Raw genomic sequence first — 19,950 nt, forward strand, 5'->3', positions numbered from 1 at the left:
GGACCTGGAGCTTCTCCCGCTTCCACGGCGGGGGCGGCACGGGCGACGACTGCGAGCGCGGCAAGGACACCTGCGGGCCGGCCACGGTCCCCCAGGGCGGGGACGGCGGGGCGGGCTCGGGCAAGCCGGTGTCCGAGGAGGCGGCGAAGGCCGCCGCGGCCCCGGTGCTGGCCGCGGCCGGGCAGTCCGGCGCGGCGCTGGACGCCCGCCTGGTGCAGGGCTCGGTCCGCGTGGTGGCCGCCGACCCGGTGGTTGACGGACGGCCCACCAAGGGCTGGACCACGCAGGTCAGCGTCGGACCGGACGGCCGGGTGGTGGCCGGAAGCGGCGAGCTGAAGGCCCCGGTGCGCGCCGGCGAGCAGCCGGTGGTCGGGGCGGCGGAGGCGCTGGCCCGGTTGAACCGCTCCTCGGGCGGCCCGGACAGGACGGGGCCGAGCGGCTGCGCCTCGGCGGTGCCGCTGACCACGGACGACCCGGTGGGCCCGGGCGAGACGCCGCCGTGCGACCCGGAGCCGCGGCCGATGAAGCCGCCGCGTACGGAGACGGTGACGGGCGCGGTGCTGGGGCTGGCGGCGGGGACGGTGAACGGGGCCCGCGGGCTCGTGCCGGCCTGGCACTTCCAGGTGGCCGGAAAGGACGGTGCGCCCGCGCACACGGTGGTGCAGCCTGCGGCGGAGGGCGGCCAGTCCGCGCCCGCCCCGTCGGGGGCGCGCACGGTGCCGGGGTTCTCGTACGCGGAGGCCGACCGGAAGCTGACGGTGAACTTCTGGGGCGGGGTGTGCAGCACCTACGCGCTGGAGGCGCGGGAGGAGGCCGGTTCGGTGACGGTGCGGATCACGGACACCCCGAACGATCCGGGCCGGGCCTGCATCATGATCGCGCAGGAGATGAGCGTGTCGGCGACGCTGAAGCAGCCGCTGGGCACGCGCGCGGTGGTCGACGCGACCTCGGGCAAGCCGCTCCCCCGCCAGGGGTAGCCCCGGCGGAAGCACGCGGAGAGGCCCCCGGCACCGTCTCGGTGCCGGGGGCCTCTCCGCTGCTTCCGCGGGCCCTGGCGGGGGCTTAGCTGAAGGAGTCGCCGCAGGCGCAGGAGCCGGTGGCGTTGGGGTTGTCGATCGTGAAGCCCTGCTTCTCGATGGTGTCGACGAAGTCGATGGAGGCGCCCTGGAGGTAGGGGGAGCTCATCCGGTCCGTGACGACCTTCACGCCGCCGAAGTCCTTGACGACGTCGCCGTCGAGGGAGCGCTCGTCGAAGAAGAGCTGGTAGCGCAGGCCGGAGCAGCCGCCGGGCTGGACGGCGACGCGGAGCGCCAGGTCATCGCGGCCCTCCTGCTCCAGCAGGGTCCTGACCTTCTCGGCGGCGGCGTCGGACAGGAGGATGCCGTCGCTCACAGTGGTCTTGTCGTCCTGTACGGACATCTGCATTCACTCCCGAAGTGGGCGGCTCCCCGCCGGCAGGCAGGGATACGTCGGACTCTTGCCGTCGGTGGCAACGAGCGGGGGCGCGGATTCATTCCGGGCCCGACGCGTGTTCCAGACATTCATGCTCGCACACCGGCGCGGACGGGTGGACCGGGCGCGGGGAGGGCTTCGCCACGGGGCGAATGCGTCACATCGACACTATCGGCATCGTCAAAGTGACGTGAACCGGCTATCATAGATAGCGTCAAATAGACGAAAAGTCGAAGCAGACGCTTCCCGAAGTCCCTTGTCGCAGAACAGAAAGGGTGCGTGTCGTGACCACCGCCCAGCCCTTGGACGTCCAGCCGACGCCCCTTGCCCTGCTGCTGCTCGGCCGCGAGGCCGACCCCAAGAGCGAGCGCGGCGTGGAGTGCCCCGGCGACCTCCCCTCGCCGTCGGACCCCGACCTGGTGGCCCGCGCCCGCGCCGCCAAGGAGAAGCTCGGCGACAAGGTCTTCATCCTCGGGCACCACTACCAGCGTGACGAGGTCATCGAGTTCGCCGACGTCACCGGCGACTCCTTCAAGCTGGCCCGCGACGCCGCCGCCCGGCCCGAGGCCGAGTACATCGTCTTCTGCGGCGTCCACTTCATGGCCGAGTCCGCGGACATCCTGACCGGCGACGACCAGAAGGTCGTCCTGCCCGACCTGGCCGCCGGCTGCTCGATGGCCGACATGGCCACCGCCGAGCAGGTCGCGGAGTGCTGGGACGTGCTGTCCGAGGCCGGCGTCGCCGACGTGACGGTCCCCGTCTCGTACATGAACTCCTCCGCCGACATCAAGGCCTTCACCGGCAAGCACGGCGGCACCATCTGCACCTCGTCCAACGCGAAGAGGGCCCTGGACTGGGCGTTCGAGCAGGGCGAGAAGGTGCTCTTCCTGCCGGACCAGCACCTGGGCCGCAACACCGCCGTGCGCGACATGGGCATGTCCCTGGACGACTGCGTGGTCTACAACCCGCACAAGCCGAACGGCGGCCTGACCGCCGAGCAGCTGCGCGACGCGAAGATGATCCTGTGGCGCGGCCACTGCTCCGTGCACGGCCGGTTCTCGCTCGACTCCGTCAACGACGTACGCGAGCGCATCCCCGGCGTGAACGTGCTGGTGCACCCCGAGTGCAGGCACGAGGTCGTCGCCGCGGCCGACTACGTCGGCTCGACGGAGTACATCATCAAGGCGCTGGAGGCGGCCCCGGCCGGCTCGAAGTGGGCCATCGGCACCGAGCTGAACCTCGTCAAGCGCCTGGCGAACCGTTTCGCCCCGGAGGGCAAGGAGGTCGTCTTCCTCGACCGGACGGTGTGCTTCTGCTCGACGATGAACCGCATCGACCTGCCGCACCTGGTCTGGGCGCTGGAGTCCCTCGCCGAGGGCACGCTCGTCAACCGGATCCAGGTCGACAAGGAGACCGAGAGCTTCGCGAAGCTCGCCCTGGAGCGGATGCTCGCGCTCCCGTAGTCCCGGTCCCGCCCCGCGCACCGCAGGCGAGAGGGCCGCTCCCCTCCCCCACCGGGGGTGCGGGAGCGGCCCTCTCGCCTGCGGCTTTCCGTGCCCTCCGGGCCCCGCACGCCGTGTGCGGGCCCCGGCCGGCGGCGGGTCAGACCCCTGCCGGGGTGTGCTCGCCGGCCTCGGCGCCCTGCGGTGCCGGGACGGCCTTCAGGCGCGTCCGGCGCTTGGCCCCGCGGCGTTCCCTGCGCAGCTCGACCATGGTGTAGAGGGTCGGGACGAGGAGCAGCGTCAGCACGGTCGAGGAGACCAGGCCGCCGATCACCACGACCGCCAGGGGCTGCGAGATGAACCCGCCCTCGCCGGTCACCCCGAGTGCCATCGGCAGCAGCGCGAACACGGTGGCGAGCGCCGTCATGAGGATGGGGCGCAGGCGGTGCCGGCCGCCCTCGACGACGGCCTCGACGACGCCGAGGCCCTGGGCCCGGTACTGGTTGACCAGGTCGATCAGGACGATCGCGTTGGTGACGACGATGCCGATGAGCATCAGCATGCCGATCATGGCGGGCACGCCCAGCGGGGTGCCGGTGACGAGGAGCAGCCCGAGCGCGCCGGTCGCCGCGAACGGGATCGACACGAGCAGGATCAGCGGCTGCACCAGCGAGCGGAACGTGGCCACGAGCAGCATGAACACGATCGCGATGGCGGCGAGCATGGCCAGGCCGAGCTGGCCGAAGGCCTCGCTCTGGTCCTCGGAGACGCCGCCGATGCTCGCGGTGGCGCCCTCGGGGAGCTTCAGGGCGGCGATCCTGGTCTGGAGTTCGGCGCCGATCGCGCCGGTGTTGTCGCCGACCGGCTTGGCGGTGACGGTCGCGGCGCGGGCCCCGTCGATCCTGGTCATCGAGACCGGCCCGGGTACCTCCTTGACCTCGGCGACGTCGCCGAGGCGGACGCCCGGGCCGAGGGGCAGCGCCTGGAGCTCGGCCAGGGTGGTCGCGGGCTGCGCCGACTTGATGACGATGTCCCGCTCGGTGCCGTCGAGCACGGCCTTGCCCGCCGGGGTGCCCCGCACGGCCTGGGCGACGACCGCGCCCAGCGAAGCCTGGTTCAGGCCGGCCTCGGCGGCCTTCGGGGTGGCGGTCACGGAGATCCGCGGCACGGACTGGGAGAGGTCGCTCTGGACGTCGGTGACGTCGTCGAGGCCGGCCATCTCGGCCCGTACCTGCTCGGCGGCCCGCGCCAGGACGGCGGCGTCGCCTGCCTTGACGACCACGCTGAGGTTCTGGCTGCCGAAGCCGCCGCCCGCGGAGATGCTCGTGTCGCCGATGCCGTCGAGCTTCGCGAGGGCGTCCTCGATGCGCTTCTTGACGTCCTCGCTCTCGCCGGCGTCGTCCAGGACCACCTGGAAGGTCGCCTGGTTGGAGCCGGTGCCGCCGCCGAAGGCGGCCAGGAAGCCGGAGGAGCCGACGGTGACCTGGTGGTCCTTGACGCCCTCGACGCCGTCGAGGGCCTTCTCCACGCGGCGGCTCGCCTCGTCGGAGGCGGCCAGGGAGGCGCCGGCGGGCAGCTGCTGCTTGACGGTCAGGACGGCCTGGTCGCCCTGGTCGAAGAAGTTCGTCTTCAGCAGCGGCGTCATGCCGAGGGTCGCGACGAAGACGACGGCGGCCAGCACGAGGGTGGTCACCCGGCGCCGGGTGACCAGGCCCAGGGCGCGGACGTAGCCGCGCTGGAGGCGGCTGTTCGCCTCCTTCTCCTCGGCCTCGCGGCGGGCCCGCTCGGCGCTCGCGGCGTCCCCGGCGCTCACGCCCTTCGGCGCGCGCAGGAACCAGTACGAGAGGACGGGCACGACCGTCAGCGACACCAGCAGCGAGGCCAGCAGCGCCGCGGCGACGGTGAGCGAGAAGGGTCCGAAGAACTCGCCGACCATGCCGCCGACCAGGCCGATCGGGACGAACACGGCGACGGTGGTGAGCGTGGAGGAGGTGACCGCCCCGGCGACCTCCCTGACCGCGGTGAGGATGGCGGCCTCGCGCTCCTCGCCGTAGCCGAGGTGGCGCTTGATGTTCTCCAGGACGACGATCGAGTCGTCGACGACGCGGCCGATCGCGATGGTCAGGGCGCCGAGGGTGAGCATGTTCAGCGACAGGTCGCGGGTCCACAGCACGATCAGCGCGAGGACGACCGACAGCGGGATGGAGACCGCGGTGACGAGCGTCGAGCGCAGCGAGGCGAGGAAGACCAGGATCACCACGACGGCGAAGAGCAGGCCGAGCAGGCCTTCGGTGGTGAGGCTGGAGATCGACTGGGCGACCGGCGGGCCCTGGTCGGCGACGACGGTCAGCTCGGCGCCGGAGCCGAGGGAGGCGCGCAGCCCGGGCAGCTTCTCCTCGACGGCCTCGGAGATGGCGACGGCGCTGCCGTCCTTGTCCATGGTCAGCACCAGGGCGAGGCTGGGCTTGCCGTTGGTGCGGGTGAGGGAGACGGGCTTGGCGGGCTCCTGCCGGACGGCGGCGACGTCGCCGAGGCGGACGGCCGGCTTGCCGGGCCCGGCGGTCAGGCGGAGCTCCTCCAGCTGGGCGAGGGAGGTGTGGCCGCTGCCGACGCGGACGGTCCGGTTCCTGCCCTGCTCGTCGAAGGAGCCGGCGGGTACGGTCGCGCCGCCCGCCTGGAGCCCCTGCGCGAGCGCGGCGCCGTCGAGGCCGGCCGCGGCGAGGCGCGCGGGGTCGGGGGTGACGGTGACCTGGAGCTCCTGGGCGCCGTCGACGGTGACCTGGCCGACGCCCTTGATGTCCTCCAGGACGGGGACGACGGTGCGGCCGAGCTGGTCGGCGAGGGCCTGCTGGTCCTTGTCGGAGGTGACGGCGAGGACGACGGTCGGGATGTCGTCGGTGGAGCCGGCGATGACCTGCGGGTCGACCTCGGAGGGCAGCCGTACGCGGGCCCGGTTCACGGCCTGCTGGACGTCGGCGACGAGCTGCTTGGTGCCGGCGTCGCCGTAGTCGAAGGTGGCCATGATGAGGGCGTTGCCCTCGCTGGCGGTGGAGGTGATGCCGGTGATGCCGTCGACACCCTTGAGGGTGGCCTCGATCGGCTCGACGACCTGCTTCTCCACGACGTCGGGCGAGGCGCCCTGGTAGGGGGCGAGGACGGACACCATCGGCAGTTCGATGGAGGGCAGCAGCTGCTGCTTGAGCTGGGGAACGGCTATGGCGCCGAAGAGCAGCGCCGTGAGCGACACGAGGCCGATCAGCGCTCTCTGGGACAGGCTGAAGCGGGACAGCCAGGACATGGGCGTCGGTATCTCTCTGCAGTCGGTCGGAGCGAGGCCGCACGGGCGTGCGCTGCCCACCAGCCTGCCGCCGCCGGGGCGCTGCCGCGTCGCCCCTGGGTCCTGCCTTTATGCCGCGCATACCGCGCCTGTAGTACGCGCCCCCTACTGCGGACGGCGGGCCCGCGCCCGCGGGCCCGCTACTCGCTGCGGGGCCGGACCAGTCCCGACTCGTAGGCGACGACGACCAGCTGGGCGCGGTCGCGGGCGCCGAGCTTGGCCATGGCCCGGTTGACGTGGGTCTTGACCGTGAGCGGGCTGACCTGGAGCCGTCCGGCGATCCCGTCGTTGGACAGGCCGGCCGCGACGTGGACGAGGACCTCCCGCTCGCGGCCGGTCAGCGCGGCGAGCCGCTGGGCGTGCTCGCCGGCCGGGGCCGCGGGGTCCGCGCCGCCTCCCTGCGCGAGGAAGGTGGCGATGAGCCCCTTGGTGGCGGCCGGGGAGAGCAGCGCCTCGCCGGCGGCGGCGACGCGGATGGCGTTGAGGAGCTCGTCCGGCTCGGCTCCCTTGCCGAGGAAGCCGGAGGCCCCGGCCCGCAGGGCCGCGGCGACGTACTCGTCGACCTCGAAGGTGGTGAGCATGACGACGCGGACGGCCGCGAGCTCCGGGTCCCCGCTGATCATGCGGGTGGCGGCGAGGCCGTCGGTGCCGGGCATCCGGATGTCCATCAGCACGACGTCGGGCAGGGTCTCGCGGGCCCGCTCGTAGGCCTGGGCGCCGTCGCCGGCCTCGCCGACGACCTCCATGTCCGGTTCGGAGTCGACGAGCACGCGGAACGCGCTGCGCAGCAGGGCCTGGTCGTCGGCGAGGAGCACCCGGATGGGCGTCGGCGTCTCTTCCACGGCCCGACCCTACGTGCCCGGGCGCGCCCGGGGGCCGCCGGGGCGGTCAGCCGAGGGCGAGGACGACGAGCGCGGTCGTCGCGGCCGTCTCGGCGACGGCGCCGAAGACGTCGCCGGTGACCCCGCCGAAGCGCCGCACGCACCGGCGGAGCAGCAGTTCCGCGACGGCCAGTGCGGCGGCCACGGCGGCCGCGGCGCGGACGGCGGCCAGGGCTCCGCCGGGGGCTGCGGCCGCGGCGGCGAGGACGGCGACCGCGGCCGCGGCCAGGACGGCCGTATGCCGCGGCACGACCCCGGCGACGGCGGCCCCGAGCCCGTCCGGGCGCGCGGGCGGGATCCCGCCGCGGGAGGCCAGCGTCATGGCGAGGCGGGCGGCGGTGGCGGCGGTGGCGGCGGCGAGGGCCCCGCGGGCCCAGCCTCCGCCGAAGGCGTCCGCGAGGGCCCCGGCCTGGAGGAGCAGGAGCAGCAGCAGCGCGACCACCCCGAACGGGCCGATGTCGGACCGCTTCATGATGCGCAGCGCCTCAGCGGCCGGTTTGGCGCTGCCCAGGCCGTCGGCGGTGTCGGCGAGGCCGTCCAGGTGCAGGCCGCGGGTCAGGGCGGCGGGGACGGTGACGGCCGCGGCCGCGGCGAGGAGCGGGCCGCCTCCCAGCAGGGCGAAGGCCGTTCCCGCGGCGGCGGCGGCCGTGCCGACGACGAGCCCGGCGAGCGGCGCGCAGGCCATGCCGGTGCGGGCCGCGGGCCGGTCCCAGCGGGTGATGCGGACGGGCAGCACGGTGAGCGTGCCGAAGGCGAAGCGGAGCCCGTCGCCGAGCGCGGCGCGCTCCTGCGGCGGAGCCGGCCGGGACGGCGGCAGCGGGTCGCCGGCGGGGTCTGTCGTGGGATCGGTCATCGGCGGGAACGCTACCCGCTGCCCGCGGCAGCGACTTGCCCGAGGGGCCCGGACCGCGAAGCTGGTGTCATGGGTCCTTGGTGGTACCGGAACATCATCGAGCCGGGGAAGCTGCCCCTGCTCCTCGCGCTGCTGGCGTTCATCCTGTCGTTCCTGGTCACCCGGGTCATCACGCGCCTGATCCGGGCGGGGCGCGGTCCGTTCGGGAACATCACGCCGGGCGGGCTGCACGTCCACCACGTGGTGCCGGGGGTGATCCTCGTGGTCATCGGCGGGTTCGGGTCGATCGCCGCCGGCGGGCACGGCTTCGGGTCGCTGCTGGCGGCCGTCGTCTTCGGGCTGGGGGCGGGGCTGGTCCTGGACGAGTTCGCGCTGATCCTGCACCTGGACGACGTCTACTGGAGCGAGCAGGGCCGCAAGAGCGTGGAGATCGTGGTGCTGACGGCCGCCGTGGTCGGGCTGGTGCTGGCCGGCTTCCTGCCGTTCGGGGTGAACGACCTGACGACCCAGGAGCGGCAGAACCGCGGGCTCGTCGTGATGAACATGGCCGGGAACTTCTTCCTCGCGCTGGTCGCCCTGTGGAAGGGCAAGGCCCGCACCGCGCTCTTCGGGATGGTGATCCCCCTGGTGGCGCTGGTCGGCGCGGTCCGGCTGGCCCGGCCGGGCTCCCCGTACGCACGGCGCTTCTACGCGAACCGGCCGCGGGCGCGGGCCCGGGCCGGGCTGCGGGCCTTCCACCACGACCGGCGGTGGGCGGCGCCGCGGCGCCGGTTCGAGGAGTTCATCGGCGGCGCCCCCGACCCGGCGAAGACCGCGGCGGCGGCCGCTCCGAAGGAGCCGCCGCCGCCGTGAGCGGGTCGCCGCCGGCCGCCCCGGGATCAGCCCGGGATCAGCCCGTCGTCGCCGAGCATCTCCCGGACCTCCTCCAGGGTGGCGTCCGGGGCGGGCAGGATCAGCTCGGACGGCTCCAGCGCGTCGTCGGGCAGCGGCTCGCCGAGCCGGCGCACGGCGTCCAGGAGCGCTCCGAGGGTGCGCCGGAAGCCGGCCTCGTCACCGCCCACCAGCTCCGCGAGCAGCTCGTCGTCCAGCTTGTTCAGCTCCGGGAAGTGGCCGTCCCCGATCTCGACCTGGCCTTCCCCCATGATGCGGACGATCATGACGGGCCCCTGTCCTACTGCTTGTCGAACCGGTGCTGGCTCTGCTGCTGCTGGGCGGAGCCCGGGGCGCCGCCCTCGATGGCCTGCTGCTGCGCGGAGGGGCCGCCCGCCAGCTCGGCCTTCATCCGCTGGAGTTCCAGCTCGACGTCGGTGCCGCCGGAGAGGCGGTCGAGCTCGGCCTGGATGTCGTCCTTGCTGCCGAGGCCGCTCTGGTCGTCGAGGGCGCCGGAGGCGAGCAGCTCGTCGATGGCGCCGGCGCGGGCCTGGAGCTGGGCCGTCTTGTCCTCGGCGCGCTGGATGGCGAGGCCGACGTCGCTCATCTCCTCCGAGATGCCGGAGAAGGACTCGGCGATCCGGGTCTGCGCCTGGGCGGCGGTGTAGGTGGCCTTGATGGTCTCCTTCTTCGTGCGGAAGGCGTCGACCTTGGCCTGGAGGCGCTGCGCGGCCAGCGTCAGCTTCTCCTCCTCGCCCTGGAGGGTCTCGTGCTGCACCTGGAGGTCGCCGACCTGCTGCTGGAGCGAGGCACGGCGGGAGAGGGCCTCCCGCGCCAGGTCCTCGCGGCCCAGCGCGAGTGCCTTGCGGCCCTGGTCCTCCAGCTTCGAGGACTGGGTCTGCAGCTGGTTGAGCTGGAGCTCCAGGCGCTTGCGGGAGGTCGCCACGTCGGCGACGCCGCGGCGGACCTTCTGGAGCAGCTCCAGCTGCTTCTGGTAGGAGTAGTCGAGGGTCTCGCGAGGGTCCTCGGCCCGGTCAAGGGCCTTGTTCGCCTTCGCGCGGAAGATCATCCCCATACGCTTCATGACACCGCTCATGGGCTTCGCGCGCCCCCTTCTGACGGACTTCGCTCCAGACGACCAACAAGACCCACAGTACGGGCCCTGTCTCCATTACCGCACTGTTCGCGAGCGGATGCGCTCCTCCTCCAGGACGACTGTGCCCCGGCCCGGTAAGGCGTGAGGATGAGACGCGCCCCGGAGGCGGGCCCCGGTTCGCCGCACGAACCCTGCACTGGTCCAGACGCCCGCCGTTGCCGGATCGTTCCCCGTCAGGGTGGGGCAGCAGTCGCCGACCACGTACGCTTGGGTTTTGTGTTTGGTAGCCGTTCCTCCAAGGAAGAGAAGGCCGCCGCCGCCGACAAGGTGAGCGCCGAGTCCTCGCAGCCCCGTGACCCGCAGGCCCCCAAGGGCCGCCCGACGCCGAAGCGCGCCGTCGCGCAGTCGCAGCGCAAGGCCGTGGTGGCCTCGACCGGCAACCGCAAGGAGGACATGCGGCGCGCCCGCGAGCGCCGCCGCGTGGAGCTGGCCAAGCAGCGCGAGGCCCTGGCCAACGGCGACGAGCGCTACCTGCCGGCCCGCGACAAGGGGCCGGTGCGCCGCTTCGTCCGCGACTTCGTCGACTCCCGCTTCTCCGTCGCCGAGATGTTCCTGCCGCTCGCGGTGATCATCCTCGTGCTGAGCATGGTGCGGGTCCCGTCGATCCAGAACGCCGCGCTGCTGCTGTGGCTCGCCGTGATCGCCCTGATCATCGTCGACTCGGTGGCCCTCGCGTTCCGCCTGCGCAAGGCGCTGAACGAGCGCTTCGCGGACCAGCCGCGCCGCGGCGCCGTCGCCTACGGCCTGATGCGCACCCTCCAGATGCGCCGCCTCCGGCTGCCGAAGCCGCAGGTCAAGCGCGGGGAACGGCCCTGAGCGCACGGCCGTCCGGAGCGTCGGGGGACGGCTTCGCGGGGGGAGCCCGGCTGTGGCTGGAGGGCCTGGGAGGACTGCGCAACGCCGTCCGCCAGGAACTCGTGGGCCGGCAGGTCGACGAGCAGATCGTGCAGCGCTTCCCCGTGGGGCAGCGGCTGCGCGTTCTGGACGTCGGCATGGGCCAGGGCACCCAGGCGCTGCGTCTCGCCCGCGCCGGACACCGGGTGACGGGTCTGGAGAAGGACCCCGGGATGCTGGAGGTCGCCCGCGAGGCGCTCTCCGCGGAACCCGCCGGGATCCAGGAGCGGGTCGAGCTCCTGGAGGGCGACGGCCGGGAGACCGGCGCGCACTTCACGCCGGGCAGCTTCGACGTCGTGCTGTGCCACGGCGTACTGATGTACGTACCCGAGCCGGACGCCATGCTCGCCGGGCTCGCCCGGATGCTGGCACCGGGCGGGCTGCTGTCCCTCCTCGTGCGCAACGGCGACGCGCTCGCGATGCGCCCCGGGCTGGACGGCGACTGGTCGGGCGCGCTCGCCGCGTTCGAGTCGGTCGACTACACCAACCGGCTCGGCCTGGAGGTCCGCGCGGACCGGCTGTCCGAGCTGACGGGCACGCTGTCCGGGATCGGCGCGCCGCTCCAGGCCTGGTACGGGGTGCGCGTCTTCACCGACGGCACCGAGGCGGGCGGGACGCTCCCGCCGGAGGAGGAGCTCGACCGGCTCCTGGCCGCCGAGGACCGCGCGGGACGCACCGACCCGTACCGCGGTGTGGCGGCGCTGCTCCACCTGTGCGGCGTCCGGGGCTGATCCCGGACCGCACTCCCCCGCACGGCCGTGCCCCGGGATCCGGAGGGATCCCGGGGCACGCGCGTCCGCGGCCGCCTCAGGCGTCGAGCGCCTCGCGCAGGCTCATCGCGTACACCTCGGCGCCGCTGTCGTCCGCCAGCCTGACCCGCTCGGCGCCGCCCTCCAGCAGCTCCTTCCAGTACTCGCCGATCCACGACTCCGCGTCGCCCTGCGTGGTGAACTCCTCCGGCTCGACCGCCGGCGCCGCCGGGCCGCCGTCGGCCGTCTCGAACCGCCACGTCCACGCCATGTCCGCCTCCGTTGCTCGTCCGCTGCTCGCCTTGAGTCTGCCCGCAGAGTAGCCGGGCGCGCACCACTCCCGGGGACGCGGGAGGATCTTCCTGTGGAACTCACTCTGCTCGGCACCGGAACCCCGGAGGGACTGCCCCGCCCCGGCTGTCCCTGCGCGGCCTGCGCGGTCTCCGTCGGCCCCCTGGCACGCGCCGCGACCTCCCTCCTCGTCGACGGGGCGCTGCTGCTGGACCTGACCCCCGGGGCGGTCCTCGCGGGGGCCCGGGCCGGCCATTCGCTGGCCGGGGTCCGGCAGGTCCTGCTCACCCATCCGCACGACGGGCCGCCCGTGGAGCTGCCGCCGGGCCTGCCGACGGCGGGCCGGGTGCCGGACGGGCGGGAGCTCGCCGTGATCAGCGGGCACCGGGTGCGGGCGGTGCCGATGGACGCGCCGGGCACCGGGTACGAGGTGACCGGCCCGGACGGCGGCCGGCTGCTGTACCTGCCGCCCGGCGGGGCGCCCGCGGGGACGAACGGCACGATGGCCGAGCGCCCGTACGACATGGTGCTGGCGGACGTGCTGGGCCGGCCGGAGGCGCTGGCGCGGCTGCGGGCGAGCGGGGCGGCGGGGCCGACCACCGACGTCATCGCCGTGCACCTGGACCACGACGTGCCGCCGGGCCGGGAGCTGCAGCGGCGGTGCGCGGCGGCGGGGGCTCGCGCGGTGCCGGACGGGGCGACGGTGACGGTCGGCGAGTACCACGCGGTGCCGGACCTGCCGCGGCGGACGCTGGTGCTCGGCGGCGCGCGCTCGGGGAAGTCGGTGGAGGCGGAGCGGCGGCTGGAGGGCTTCCCGGAGGTCGTGTACGCGGCCACGTCGGGCTCCCGCGACGGGGACGCGGAGTGGGCGGCGCGGGTCGGCCTGCACCGGGAGCGGCGCCCGGCGTCCTGGCGGACGGTGGAGACCTGCGAGCTGGTGCCGCTGCTGGCGGAGGGCGGCCCGCCGCTCCTCGTCGACTGCCTGGCGCTGTGGCTGACGGACGCGATGGACCGGGCGGGGGCCTGGGACGACGCGGTGTGGGAGGCCCGTGGCCGGGAGGAGCTGCGGGAGCGGACCGCGGAGCTGGTCGCGGCGGTACGGGCGACCCGGCGCACGGTGGTGGCCGTCAGCAACGAGGTCGGCTCGGGCGTCGTGCCCGCGACGGCTTCGGGGCGCCGGTTCCGGGACGAGCTCGGCCGCCTGAACGCGGCGGTGGCCGCCGAGTGCGAGCACGTCCTGCTGGTGGTGGCGGGGCAGGCGCTGGTCCTGAAGGACTGACCCGGGACGCACCCCGGGCGGGCGGCCGCGGCCGCCGCCGGGGCGCCCGCCGGGGCGCTCCCGCAGGGGCTTGGGCAGGGCCTCACCGGCTGTACGCTCTGGCAGATGACCACGCTGAATCTCGACGACTTCTCCGACCTGATCGAGCGCCCCGACAACGGAGTCCGGCGGGACGCCGAGGAGCGCCGCGAGCGGCTGTCCGTGCCGGCGGGGGCCTTCGGGCGGCTCGACGAGCTCGCCGAGTGGCTGGCCGCGGCGCAGGGCCGGGTTCCGGTCCGGCCTGTCGAGCGGCCCCGGGTCGTCCTGTTCGCCGCCGACCACGGCATCGCCGCCGCCGGGGTGTCGGCCCGGCCCGCCGGGGGCGCGCACGCCCTGGTGCGCGCGGTCCTGGACGGGGCGAGCCCCGTCTCCGTCCTCGCCGGCCGGTTCGGCGCGTCGGTGCGGGTGGTGGACGCGGGGCTGGACTGCGATCCCGGGCTGCTGCCCGAGGAGGTCGTCCGCCACCGGGTGCGGCGCGGCAGCGGCCGTATCGACACCGAGGACGCCCTGACCCGCGAGGAGGCCGAGGCCGCGGTGCGGCTCGGGGTGCGGATCGCCGACGAGGAGGCAGACTCCGGCACCGACCTGGTCGTCCTCGGGGACCTCAGCGTCGGCGGGACCACCGTCGCCGCGGTGCTCGTGGCCGCCCTGTGCGGGACCGACGCGTCGGTGGTCACCGGCCGCGGCGGGGTGCCGATCGACGACCTCGCCTGGATGCGCAAGTGCGCGGCGATCCGCGACGCCCTGCGCCGGGCCCGCCCCGTCCTGGGCGACCAGCTGGCCCTGCTGTCCGCGGTCGGCGGAGCGGACGTCGCCGCGATCACCGGGTTCCTGCTGCAGTGCGCGGTGCGCCGCACGCCGGTCGTCCTGGACGGCGTCGTCTCGGCGGCCTGCGGCCTGGTGGCGCAGCGGGCGGCGTTCCGCGCGCCGGACTGGTGGCTGGCCGGCCAGGCGAGCGGCGAGCCGGCACAGGCCAAGGCCCTGGACCGGATGGCACTCAACCCCGTGCTGTCCCACGGCGTCACCGTAGGGGAAGGGACCGGGGCGCTGCTGGCCCTCCCGCTCGTCCAGGCGGCCGCCGCACTCGCGGCGGAACTGCCGGAGCGGGCGGAGGAGCCGCAGCCGGAGGGGCCGGCGCTGAAGGACTGAGCCGACGGGGCCGCCGGCCGCGGCCCGACGGTCCGGCATTCGCCGTCGGCGGCGCCCCATATGATCGGCTTTCATGGGAGAGGCCCGCTTGACCAGCGCAGATATCGACCGGAACGCCGCACAGGCCGCACAGAAGGCACAAGCGACACAGAAGGCGAAACCGGCACAGCCCGCCGGCGGGGGAACCGCCGCCACCGCGAACACCGCATCCGGCACCCGCAGGGACGACGGGGCCGCCCGCAAGGACGACGGGGGCCCCGGCTCCGGCCGCGGGTCCGCCCGGTCCCGGCGCAGCGCCGCGTTCGCCGTCTGGTACCTGCGTGCGGTCACCTTCGTCAACTTCCTGAGCGCGGTGTGGGTCTCGCTCGGGCAGGACCTGCGCCGGCACAACACCGCCGACTTCTACACCCCGTACCTGCTGACCGCCGGATTCGCCTCCGGCCTGTTCTCCCTGCTCCTCGCGGTGACCATGGGCCGCCGCAAGCGGGCCGCCTGGATCCTGAACCTGGTGCTGGCCGGCCTGCTGCTGCTCGCCTTCGCGACCGCCGCCTTCGCCCCGTGCACCGGCGGCGGGTTCGAGGTCTGCTACCCGGAGTTCCGCGACCACGTCCAGAACTGGGTCTCCCTGGCCCTGACCGCGGCGTTCGTGGCCGCCCTGCTGCTGGGCCGGCGGGAGTTCTACGCCAAGGGCGACCGCTCGAACCCGAAGCTCGCCACCGCCGTCGCCGCCGTCGGCCTGCTCGTCACCTCGCTGCTCGCCGCGCTGATCGTCGGGGCCGCCAACACCGACCCGGACGCCTCCGAGGCCTCGTTCCTGGCCCGCTGGCGCTACGGCGCGATGCGGCTGATCACCCTGGACCCCGACGCCCGCGACTACGCCGCGATCACCACGCCCGCCTGGGTCGACGTCGTCATCAACGTGATGTCGATGGTGCTGCTGCTGGCCGTGCTGCTGGCCGCGTTCCGCTCGCGCCGCGCCGTCGACCCGCTGACCGAGGAGGACGAGGAGAAGCTCCGGGCGCTGCTGGCCCGGCAGGGCGACCGCGACTCCCTCGGCTACTTCGCCCTGCGCCGCGAGAAGTCCGTCATCTGGTCCCCGACCGGCAAGGCGGCCGTCACGTACCGCGTCGTCGGCGGGGTCTCGCTCGCCTCCGGCGATCCGATCGGCGACCCCGAGGCCTGGCCCGGCGCGATCGAGCCCTGGCTGGCCGAGGCCCGCGAGCACGGCTGGGTGCCGGCCGTGATGGGCGCGAGCGAGGAGGCAGGCCAGATCTACGCCCGGCACGGCCTGGACGCGCTGGAGCTGGGCGACGAGGCCATCGTCGAGACCGCCGAGTTCACGCTGGAGGGCCGCGCCATGCGGACCGTCCGGCAGGCGTTCAACCGTGTCAAGCGGGCCGGCTACAGCGTCCGCATCCGCCGCCACGCCGACATCCCCGCCGAGGAGATGGCCGACCTGGTGCGCCGGGCCGACGACTGGCGCGACGGCGCCACCGAGCGCGGGTTCTCGATGGCGCTGGGCCGCCTCGGCGACCCGGCCGACGGCCAGTGCGTGATGCTGGAGTGCACCGACGGCAACGGCGACCTGCGGGCCCTGCTGTCGTTCGTGCCCTGGGGCCCCAAGGGCCTCTCGCTCGACCTGATGCGCCGCGACCGGGACTCCGAGAACGGCCTGATGGAGTTCATGGTCATCGAACTGCTGGAGCGCTCGAAGGAGATCGGCGTCACCCAGGTCTCCCTGAACTTCGCGATGTTCCGCTCGGTCTTCGAGCGGGGCTCGCGGCTCGGCGCCGGCCCGGTGCTGCGCCTGTGGCGCTCCCTGCTGAGCTTCTTCTCCCGCTGGTGGCAGATCGAGTCGCTCTACCGCGCCAACGCCAAGTACCGGCCCATCTGGGAACCGCGGTTCATGCTCTTCGAGAAGAGCTCGGACCTGCTGCGGATCGGCATCGCGGCCGGCCGCGCCGAGGGCTTCCTGGAAGCTCCCGGCCTGCCGAAGTGGCTGAACCGCCGGCACCTGGAGACCAACCGCTGAGCAGCCCCGCGGCGGCCCCGCCCCGGCGGGCGGGGCCTGCGGCCGGCACCCCTTACCGTAGGCGGGATGACGACTGAGCTCGGGCCGTTCGCCCCCACCCGGCACTGGATGCGCGTGCACCCGCTCGCCACCGACGCCGTCCTCGCGTTCGGGGCGCTCGTCTCCATGGTCGTCGGCTCGTTCGCCGATCCGCACGGGCCGCACGGGCCGACCTTCGGCACCCGCACCCCCGAGCCGCTCTCCCTGCTGCTGATGGTGCTGGCCGCGGCGGCGCTGGTGTTCCGGCGGCGGCACGTCCGCGCCGTCCTCGCCGCGACCGTCGCGCTGTCCCTGCTGGAGCTGACCACCGGCGAGCCGCGGGCGCCCGTCGCCATGGCGGCCGTCATCGCCCTGTACACCCTGGCCTCCCGCACCGACCGGCCCACCACCTGGCGGATCGCGCTGCTCACGATGGCGGGGATGACCGGCATCGCCATGCTCGCCGGGCCGCTGCCCTGGTACGCGCAGGAGAACATCGGCATCTTCGCCTGGACGGGCATGGCCGCGGCCGCCGGCGACGCCGTCCGCAGCCGGCGGGCGTTCGTCGACGCGATCCGCGAGCGGGCCGAGCGGGCCGAGCGGACCCGCGAGGAGGAGGCGCGGCGGCGGGTCGCCGAGGAGCGGCTGCGGATCGCCCGCGACCTGCACGACGTCGTCGCCCACCACATCGCCCTCGTCAACGTCCAGGCCGGGGTGGCCGCGCACGTCATGGACCGGCGCCCCGACCAGGCCAAGGAGGCCCTCGCGCACGTCCGGGACGCGAGCCGGTCCGCGCTGAACGAGCTGCGGGCCACCGTCGGCCTGCTGCGCCAGTCCGGGGACCCGGAGGCGCCGACCGAGCCCGCCCCCGGCCTGGCGCGCCTCGACGAGCTGGTCGACACGTTCCGCAACGCGGGCCTGCCGGTGAAGGTGATGGTGGAGCTCGGCAGGGACGCGGGCCCCCTGCCGGCCGCCGTCGACCTCGCCGCGTACCGCGTCATCCAGGAGGCGCTGACGAACGTCCGCAAGCACGCGGGGCCCCGGGCGCGCGCCGAGGTCAGCGTGGTGCGGGTCGGGGAGTCGGCCGAGGTGACCGTCCTCGACGACGGCGGCGCCGCCGCGGCCGGCGCGGCCGCTGCGGCGGAGCCCGCCCCGGCGGACGGGCCGGGGGGCGGGCACGGCCTCCTCGGGATGCGGGAGCGGGCCGGGGCGCTGGGCGGCTCCTGCTTCGCCGGGCCCCGCTTCGGCGGCGGCTACCGGGTCCACGTCATCCTGCCGGTGAAGTGAGCCGGGGCGGAGGCGGGCCGCCGCCCCCGCTCAGCAGGGTTTGCGCCAGGCCCCCAGGTCGTACTTCTTCTGCATGGAGGCGAACCCGAGCTTCCGGGTCTGGGCGCAGAACCGGCTCGGGGGCAGCTCGTACTCGACGTGGAAGACGGCCTTGCCCGCCTGCGTGAACGGGGCCAGCCGCTCGCACTCCCCGTACTGGGCGCACTGCTCGTTGACCGCGAAGTCGAAGTCCCCGACGAGCTGCGGGACCTGGTCGAGGTCGTTCTTCAGCCCGACCGCGAGGCCCCGGTCGCGGGCGAGACGGGCGATCAGCCGGTTGTAGCGCAGCTGGTCCTCCGCGGTCAGCGGGAAGCCCGTCGTGTTGGCGTACCCGTCCATGTTGTCCGGTTCGACCGCGTCGAAGCCCTTGTCGCGGCACATGTCCAGGCGCGCGGCCATCAGCGGCTCCAGCTCGGCGGTCCGCCGGATGTCCAGCCAGCGCTCTCCCTCCCAGCCGTTGCCCCGGCCGAGGAGCTCCGCGGGGAACTTCGCCGCGTCGGGCCGGAACTCCTCCCAGGCGCCCGTCGACAGGTAGCAGATGACCCGGCGTCCGGCCCGGTGCAGGGCGGCGACCTGCTCGCGGCTGGTGTCGAACCCGTCGACGTCGTAGACGGGTGCGTCCACCGAGGTGTCGAGCCTCCCGCTGAGCTGCCACTGCCAGGAGGTGCCGGGCCCGGGCCGCCACCGCTCCCCCGGTGCGGGGACGGCTTCCCGGTCGGGGGCGGCGCCGTCGTCGGGCTGCCCGGTGCAGGCCGCGGCCAGGAGCAGCAGCGGCACCAGGAGCGGGAGCAGGCGCCGGCCGGGGCGGCTCCGCGGGCGGTTCGCGGGGCGGTTCACCGGGCGGCCCCCAGGGCGTGGGGCAGGGTGCCCCAGGGGTGGGCGCCGCTCCCGGGGACGGCGCAGTGGACGGCGGCGCCGCGCTGCTCGGCGAGTTCGGCGGCGGGCGCGCCGGGCGGGACCGCGTAAACGAGGTGGCAGAACCGCTGGGCGGGGTGGTCGGCCGTCCAGGGCGGGACGGCCGCGTCCCGGTAGGCGTCCCAGGGGCCCTCGAAGGTGACGAGCAGGTCGGCGAGTTCGGCGTAGCCGGGGTGCGGGTGGACGCCGTGGTTGAGGACGAGGGTGCGGGCGCCCGCGGCGCGGGCGGCGACCGCGAGGCGCCCGTAGTGGGGCAGCAGCGCCGGGTCGGGCGAGGCCTGGTCGAGGAAGGCCCCGTCGGCGCCGTACCAGTCGCGGTGGCGCAGCAGGTCCCGGACGACCTCGGCGTGCGGGCGCCGCCCGTAGTCGGTGTCGGTGTACCCCAGGACGGGCACGCCCGCCTCGCGCAGCCGCCGGGCCACGGCCCCGAACCGCTCGTCGGGGCTCTCGCCCGGCCCGCTGGCCGGGTTGAGGACCACCGAGTGCAGCCGGCCCGCGGCGCGGATCAGCAGCTCCCAGTCGTCTGGCCGGTCGGCGGGATGCTCGTAGAGCGGCACCAGCAGCATGGCGTCCTCCTTCTCGTACGTGCCGTACGTGGCGTACGCGGTCACGGTCAGCGGTGGGCCGTCGCCCGGCCGAGGAGCAGGCAGACGAGGGCGGCGAGGGAGGCCGCGGCGGCCCCGGCGACGGCGAGCTGCACCGTGCGGGGCTGCCCGAACTCCAGCAGCAGGGCCAGGCTCTGTGCAGCGGCCGCGCCGGCGCAGACGGCGGCGGCGGCCCGGACGGCCCCGAAGGACTGCAGCAGCAGCCCGGTCCACATCACGGCGCCGAGCAGCAGCAGCGTCCCCGCCCGGGCCCCGCCGAGCGGCGGCGCCCCGGGCCAGCACAGGGTGCCGGCGAGGCCGAGGGCCAGGAGGACGGCCAGGTAGGCGCTGAGGCAGCGGGCCAGCACGCCGAGCATCCGCAGCCGGAACCGCAGCGGCGAGCGGGCCGCGCGCAGCCCGGCGAGGGTGCCGCTGCGGAAGCGGTGGAGCAGCCATTCGGCGGGGCCCATGCTGAGGGTGAGAGCGACCGCGGAAGGAGCGGCGACGGCTTCGGCGGGCCCCCCGGCGAGGACCTCGCCGAGGGCGGCGTACAGGACGAGCAGGCCGGTGCCGAGGCCGAAGACCCCGTAGGGCACCGAGTCCGCGAGGCGCGGCCCGCCCGGACCGTACGGCTCCTCCGGCCCGCGCAGCATGCGCCAGCGGACGGGGCCCGAGGCTCCGGC

General features: G+C 74.8%; 17 protein-coding genes and 2 pseudogenes. 9 read left to right on the top strand and 10 right to left on the bottom strand.

From position 1 onward, the window contains the following. A pseudogene (locus tag EF903_RS34005) lies at positions 1-977 on the top strand (hypothetical protein); the annotation flags it as partial. 85 nt (positions 978-1,062) lie between these two features. Here EF903_RS34005 and EF903_RS12590 read toward each other — a convergent pair. Continuing rightward, complete coding sequence (locus EF903_RS12590) at positions 1,063-1,419, bottom strand: iron-sulfur cluster assembly accessory protein (protein ID WP_114058871.1); 357 nt, start codon at positions 1,417-1,419, stop codon at positions 1,063-1,065. A gap of 308 nt (positions 1,420-1,727) precedes the next feature. Here EF903_RS12590 and nadA point away from each other — a divergent pair, with 308 nt between their 5' ends. After that, positions 1,728-2,915, top strand: a complete 1,188-nt coding sequence (nadA, locus tag EF903_RS12595) for a quinolinate synthase NadA (protein WP_125543302.1) — start codon at positions 1,728-1,730, stop codon at positions 2,913-2,915. Between the two features lie 139 nt (positions 2,916-3,054). On the opposite strand, the gene EF903_RS12600 is transcribed toward nadA, so the two are convergent. The 3 genes from EF903_RS12600 to EF903_RS12610 all read right to left on the bottom strand — a co-directional run bounded on the left by EF903_RS12600 (position 3,055) and on the right by EF903_RS12610 (position 7,965). Then, complete coding sequence (locus EF903_RS12600; RefSeq protein ID WP_125543303.1) at positions 3,055-6,192, bottom strand: efflux RND transporter permease subunit; 3,138 nt, start codon at positions 6,190-6,192, stop codon at positions 3,055-3,057. A gap of 179 nt (positions 6,193-6,371) precedes the next feature. Beyond that, complete coding sequence (locus tag EF903_RS12605; protein ID WP_260615127.1) at positions 6,372-7,073, bottom strand: response regulator transcription factor; 702 nt, start codon at positions 7,071-7,073, stop codon at positions 6,372-6,374. A 46-nt stretch (positions 7,074-7,119) separates the two neighbouring features. Beyond that, positions 7,120-7,965, bottom strand: coding sequence for an adenosylcobinamide-GDP ribazoletransferase (locus EF903_RS12610; protein WP_125543304.1), 846 nt, complete (start codon positions 7,963-7,965; stop codon positions 7,120-7,122). A gap of 69 nt (positions 7,966-8,034) precedes the next feature. Between EF903_RS12610 and EF903_RS12615 the strand changes: the two genes are divergently transcribed. Continuing rightward, a complete protein-coding gene (locus EF903_RS12615) occupies positions 8,035-8,817 on the top strand; it encodes a hypothetical protein (RefSeq protein WP_125543305.1) in 783 nt (260 codons plus the stop codon). Positions 8,818-8,843: 26 nt separating this feature from the next. On the opposite strand, the gene EF903_RS12620 is transcribed toward EF903_RS12615, so the two are convergent. Both EF903_RS12620 and EF903_RS12625 read right to left on the bottom strand, forming a co-directional pair. Next, a complete protein-coding gene (locus tag EF903_RS12620) occupies positions 8,844-9,122 on the bottom strand; it encodes a PspA-associated protein PspAA (protein WP_125543306.1) in 279 nt (92 codons plus the stop codon). 14 nt (positions 9,123-9,136) lie between these two features. Next, entirely contained in the window at positions 9,137-9,931 is a 795-nt protein-coding gene (locus EF903_RS12625; protein ID WP_125543307.1) for a PspA/IM30 family protein, read from the bottom strand. A gap of 267 nt (positions 9,932-10,198) precedes the next feature. On the opposite strand from EF903_RS12625, the gene EF903_RS12630 reads away from it, so the two are divergent. Further along, positions 10,199-10,807, top strand: coding sequence for a DUF3043 domain-containing protein (locus EF903_RS12630; protein ID WP_125543308.1), 609 nt, complete (start codon positions 10,199-10,201; stop codon positions 10,805-10,807). Between the two features lie 65 nt (positions 10,808-10,872). Then, complete coding sequence (locus EF903_RS12635; protein WP_399420711.1) at positions 10,873-11,616, top strand: class I SAM-dependent methyltransferase; 744 nt, start codon at positions 10,873-10,875, stop codon at positions 11,614-11,616. Positions 11,617-11,692: 76 nt separating this feature from the next. Here the strand turns inward: EF903_RS12635 and EF903_RS12640 are convergent, their stop codons facing one another. Further along, complete coding sequence (locus tag EF903_RS12640; protein WP_125543309.1) at positions 11,693-11,905, bottom strand: hypothetical protein; 213 nt, start codon at positions 11,903-11,905, stop codon at positions 11,693-11,695. 93 nt (positions 11,906-11,998) lie between these two features. Between EF903_RS12640 and EF903_RS12645 the strand changes: the two genes are divergently transcribed. From EF903_RS12645 to EF903_RS12660, 4 genes are all read left to right on the top strand, one after another. Beyond that, the gene (locus tag EF903_RS12645; RefSeq protein WP_125543310.1) at positions 11,999-13,204 is read left to right on the top strand and encodes a bifunctional adenosylcobinamide kinase/adenosylcobinamide-phosphate guanylyltransferase; all 1,206 of its coding nucleotides are present in this window, start codon (positions 11,999-12,001) and stop codon (positions 13,202-13,204) included. A 105-nt stretch (positions 13,205-13,309) separates the two neighbouring features. Further along, positions 13,310-14,392 (top strand): nicotinate-nucleotide--dimethylbenzimidazole phosphoribosyltransferase, encoded by a 1,083-nt coding sequence (gene cobT / locus EF903_RS12650; protein ID WP_125543311.1) that lies wholly within the window; start codon positions 13,310-13,312, stop codon positions 14,390-14,392. 73 nt (positions 14,393-14,465) lie between these two features. Beyond that, positions 14,466-16,424, top strand: a complete 1,959-nt coding sequence (locus EF903_RS12655; protein ID WP_260615128.1) for a phosphatidylglycerol lysyltransferase domain-containing protein — start codon at positions 14,466-14,468, stop codon at positions 16,422-16,424. 66 nt (positions 16,425-16,490) lie between these two features. Then, on the top strand, positions 16,491-17,729 hold the full coding sequence (locus tag EF903_RS12660) for a sensor histidine kinase (protein WP_125543312.1): 1,239 nt from the start codon (positions 16,491-16,493) through the stop codon (positions 17,727-17,729). Positions 17,730-17,759: 30 nt separating this feature from the next. Here the strand turns inward: EF903_RS12660 and EF903_RS12665 are convergent, their stop codons facing one another. From EF903_RS12665 to EF903_RS12675, 3 genes and pseudogenes are all read right to left on the bottom strand, one after another. Continuing rightward, positions 17,760-18,605, bottom strand: coding sequence for an endo alpha-1,4 polygalactosaminidase (locus EF903_RS12665; RefSeq protein WP_125543313.1), 846 nt, complete (start codon positions 18,603-18,605; stop codon positions 17,760-17,762). After that, positions 18,602-19,249, bottom strand: coding sequence for a spherulation-specific family 4 protein (locus EF903_RS12670; RefSeq protein ID WP_125543317.1), 648 nt, complete (start codon positions 19,247-19,249; stop codon positions 18,602-18,604). The genes EF903_RS12665 and EF903_RS12670 overlap by 4 nt, the downstream gene beginning before the upstream one ends. A 47-nt stretch (positions 19,250-19,296) precedes the next feature. Further along, positions 19,297-19,950, bottom strand: a pseudogene (locus EF903_RS12675) (hypothetical protein); the annotation flags it as partial.

The sequence above is a fragment of the Streptomyces sp. WAC05292 genome (assembly GCF_003949955.1).
GTDB lineage: Bacteria > Actinomycetota > Actinomycetes > Streptomycetales > Streptomycetaceae > Streptomyces > Streptomyces globosus.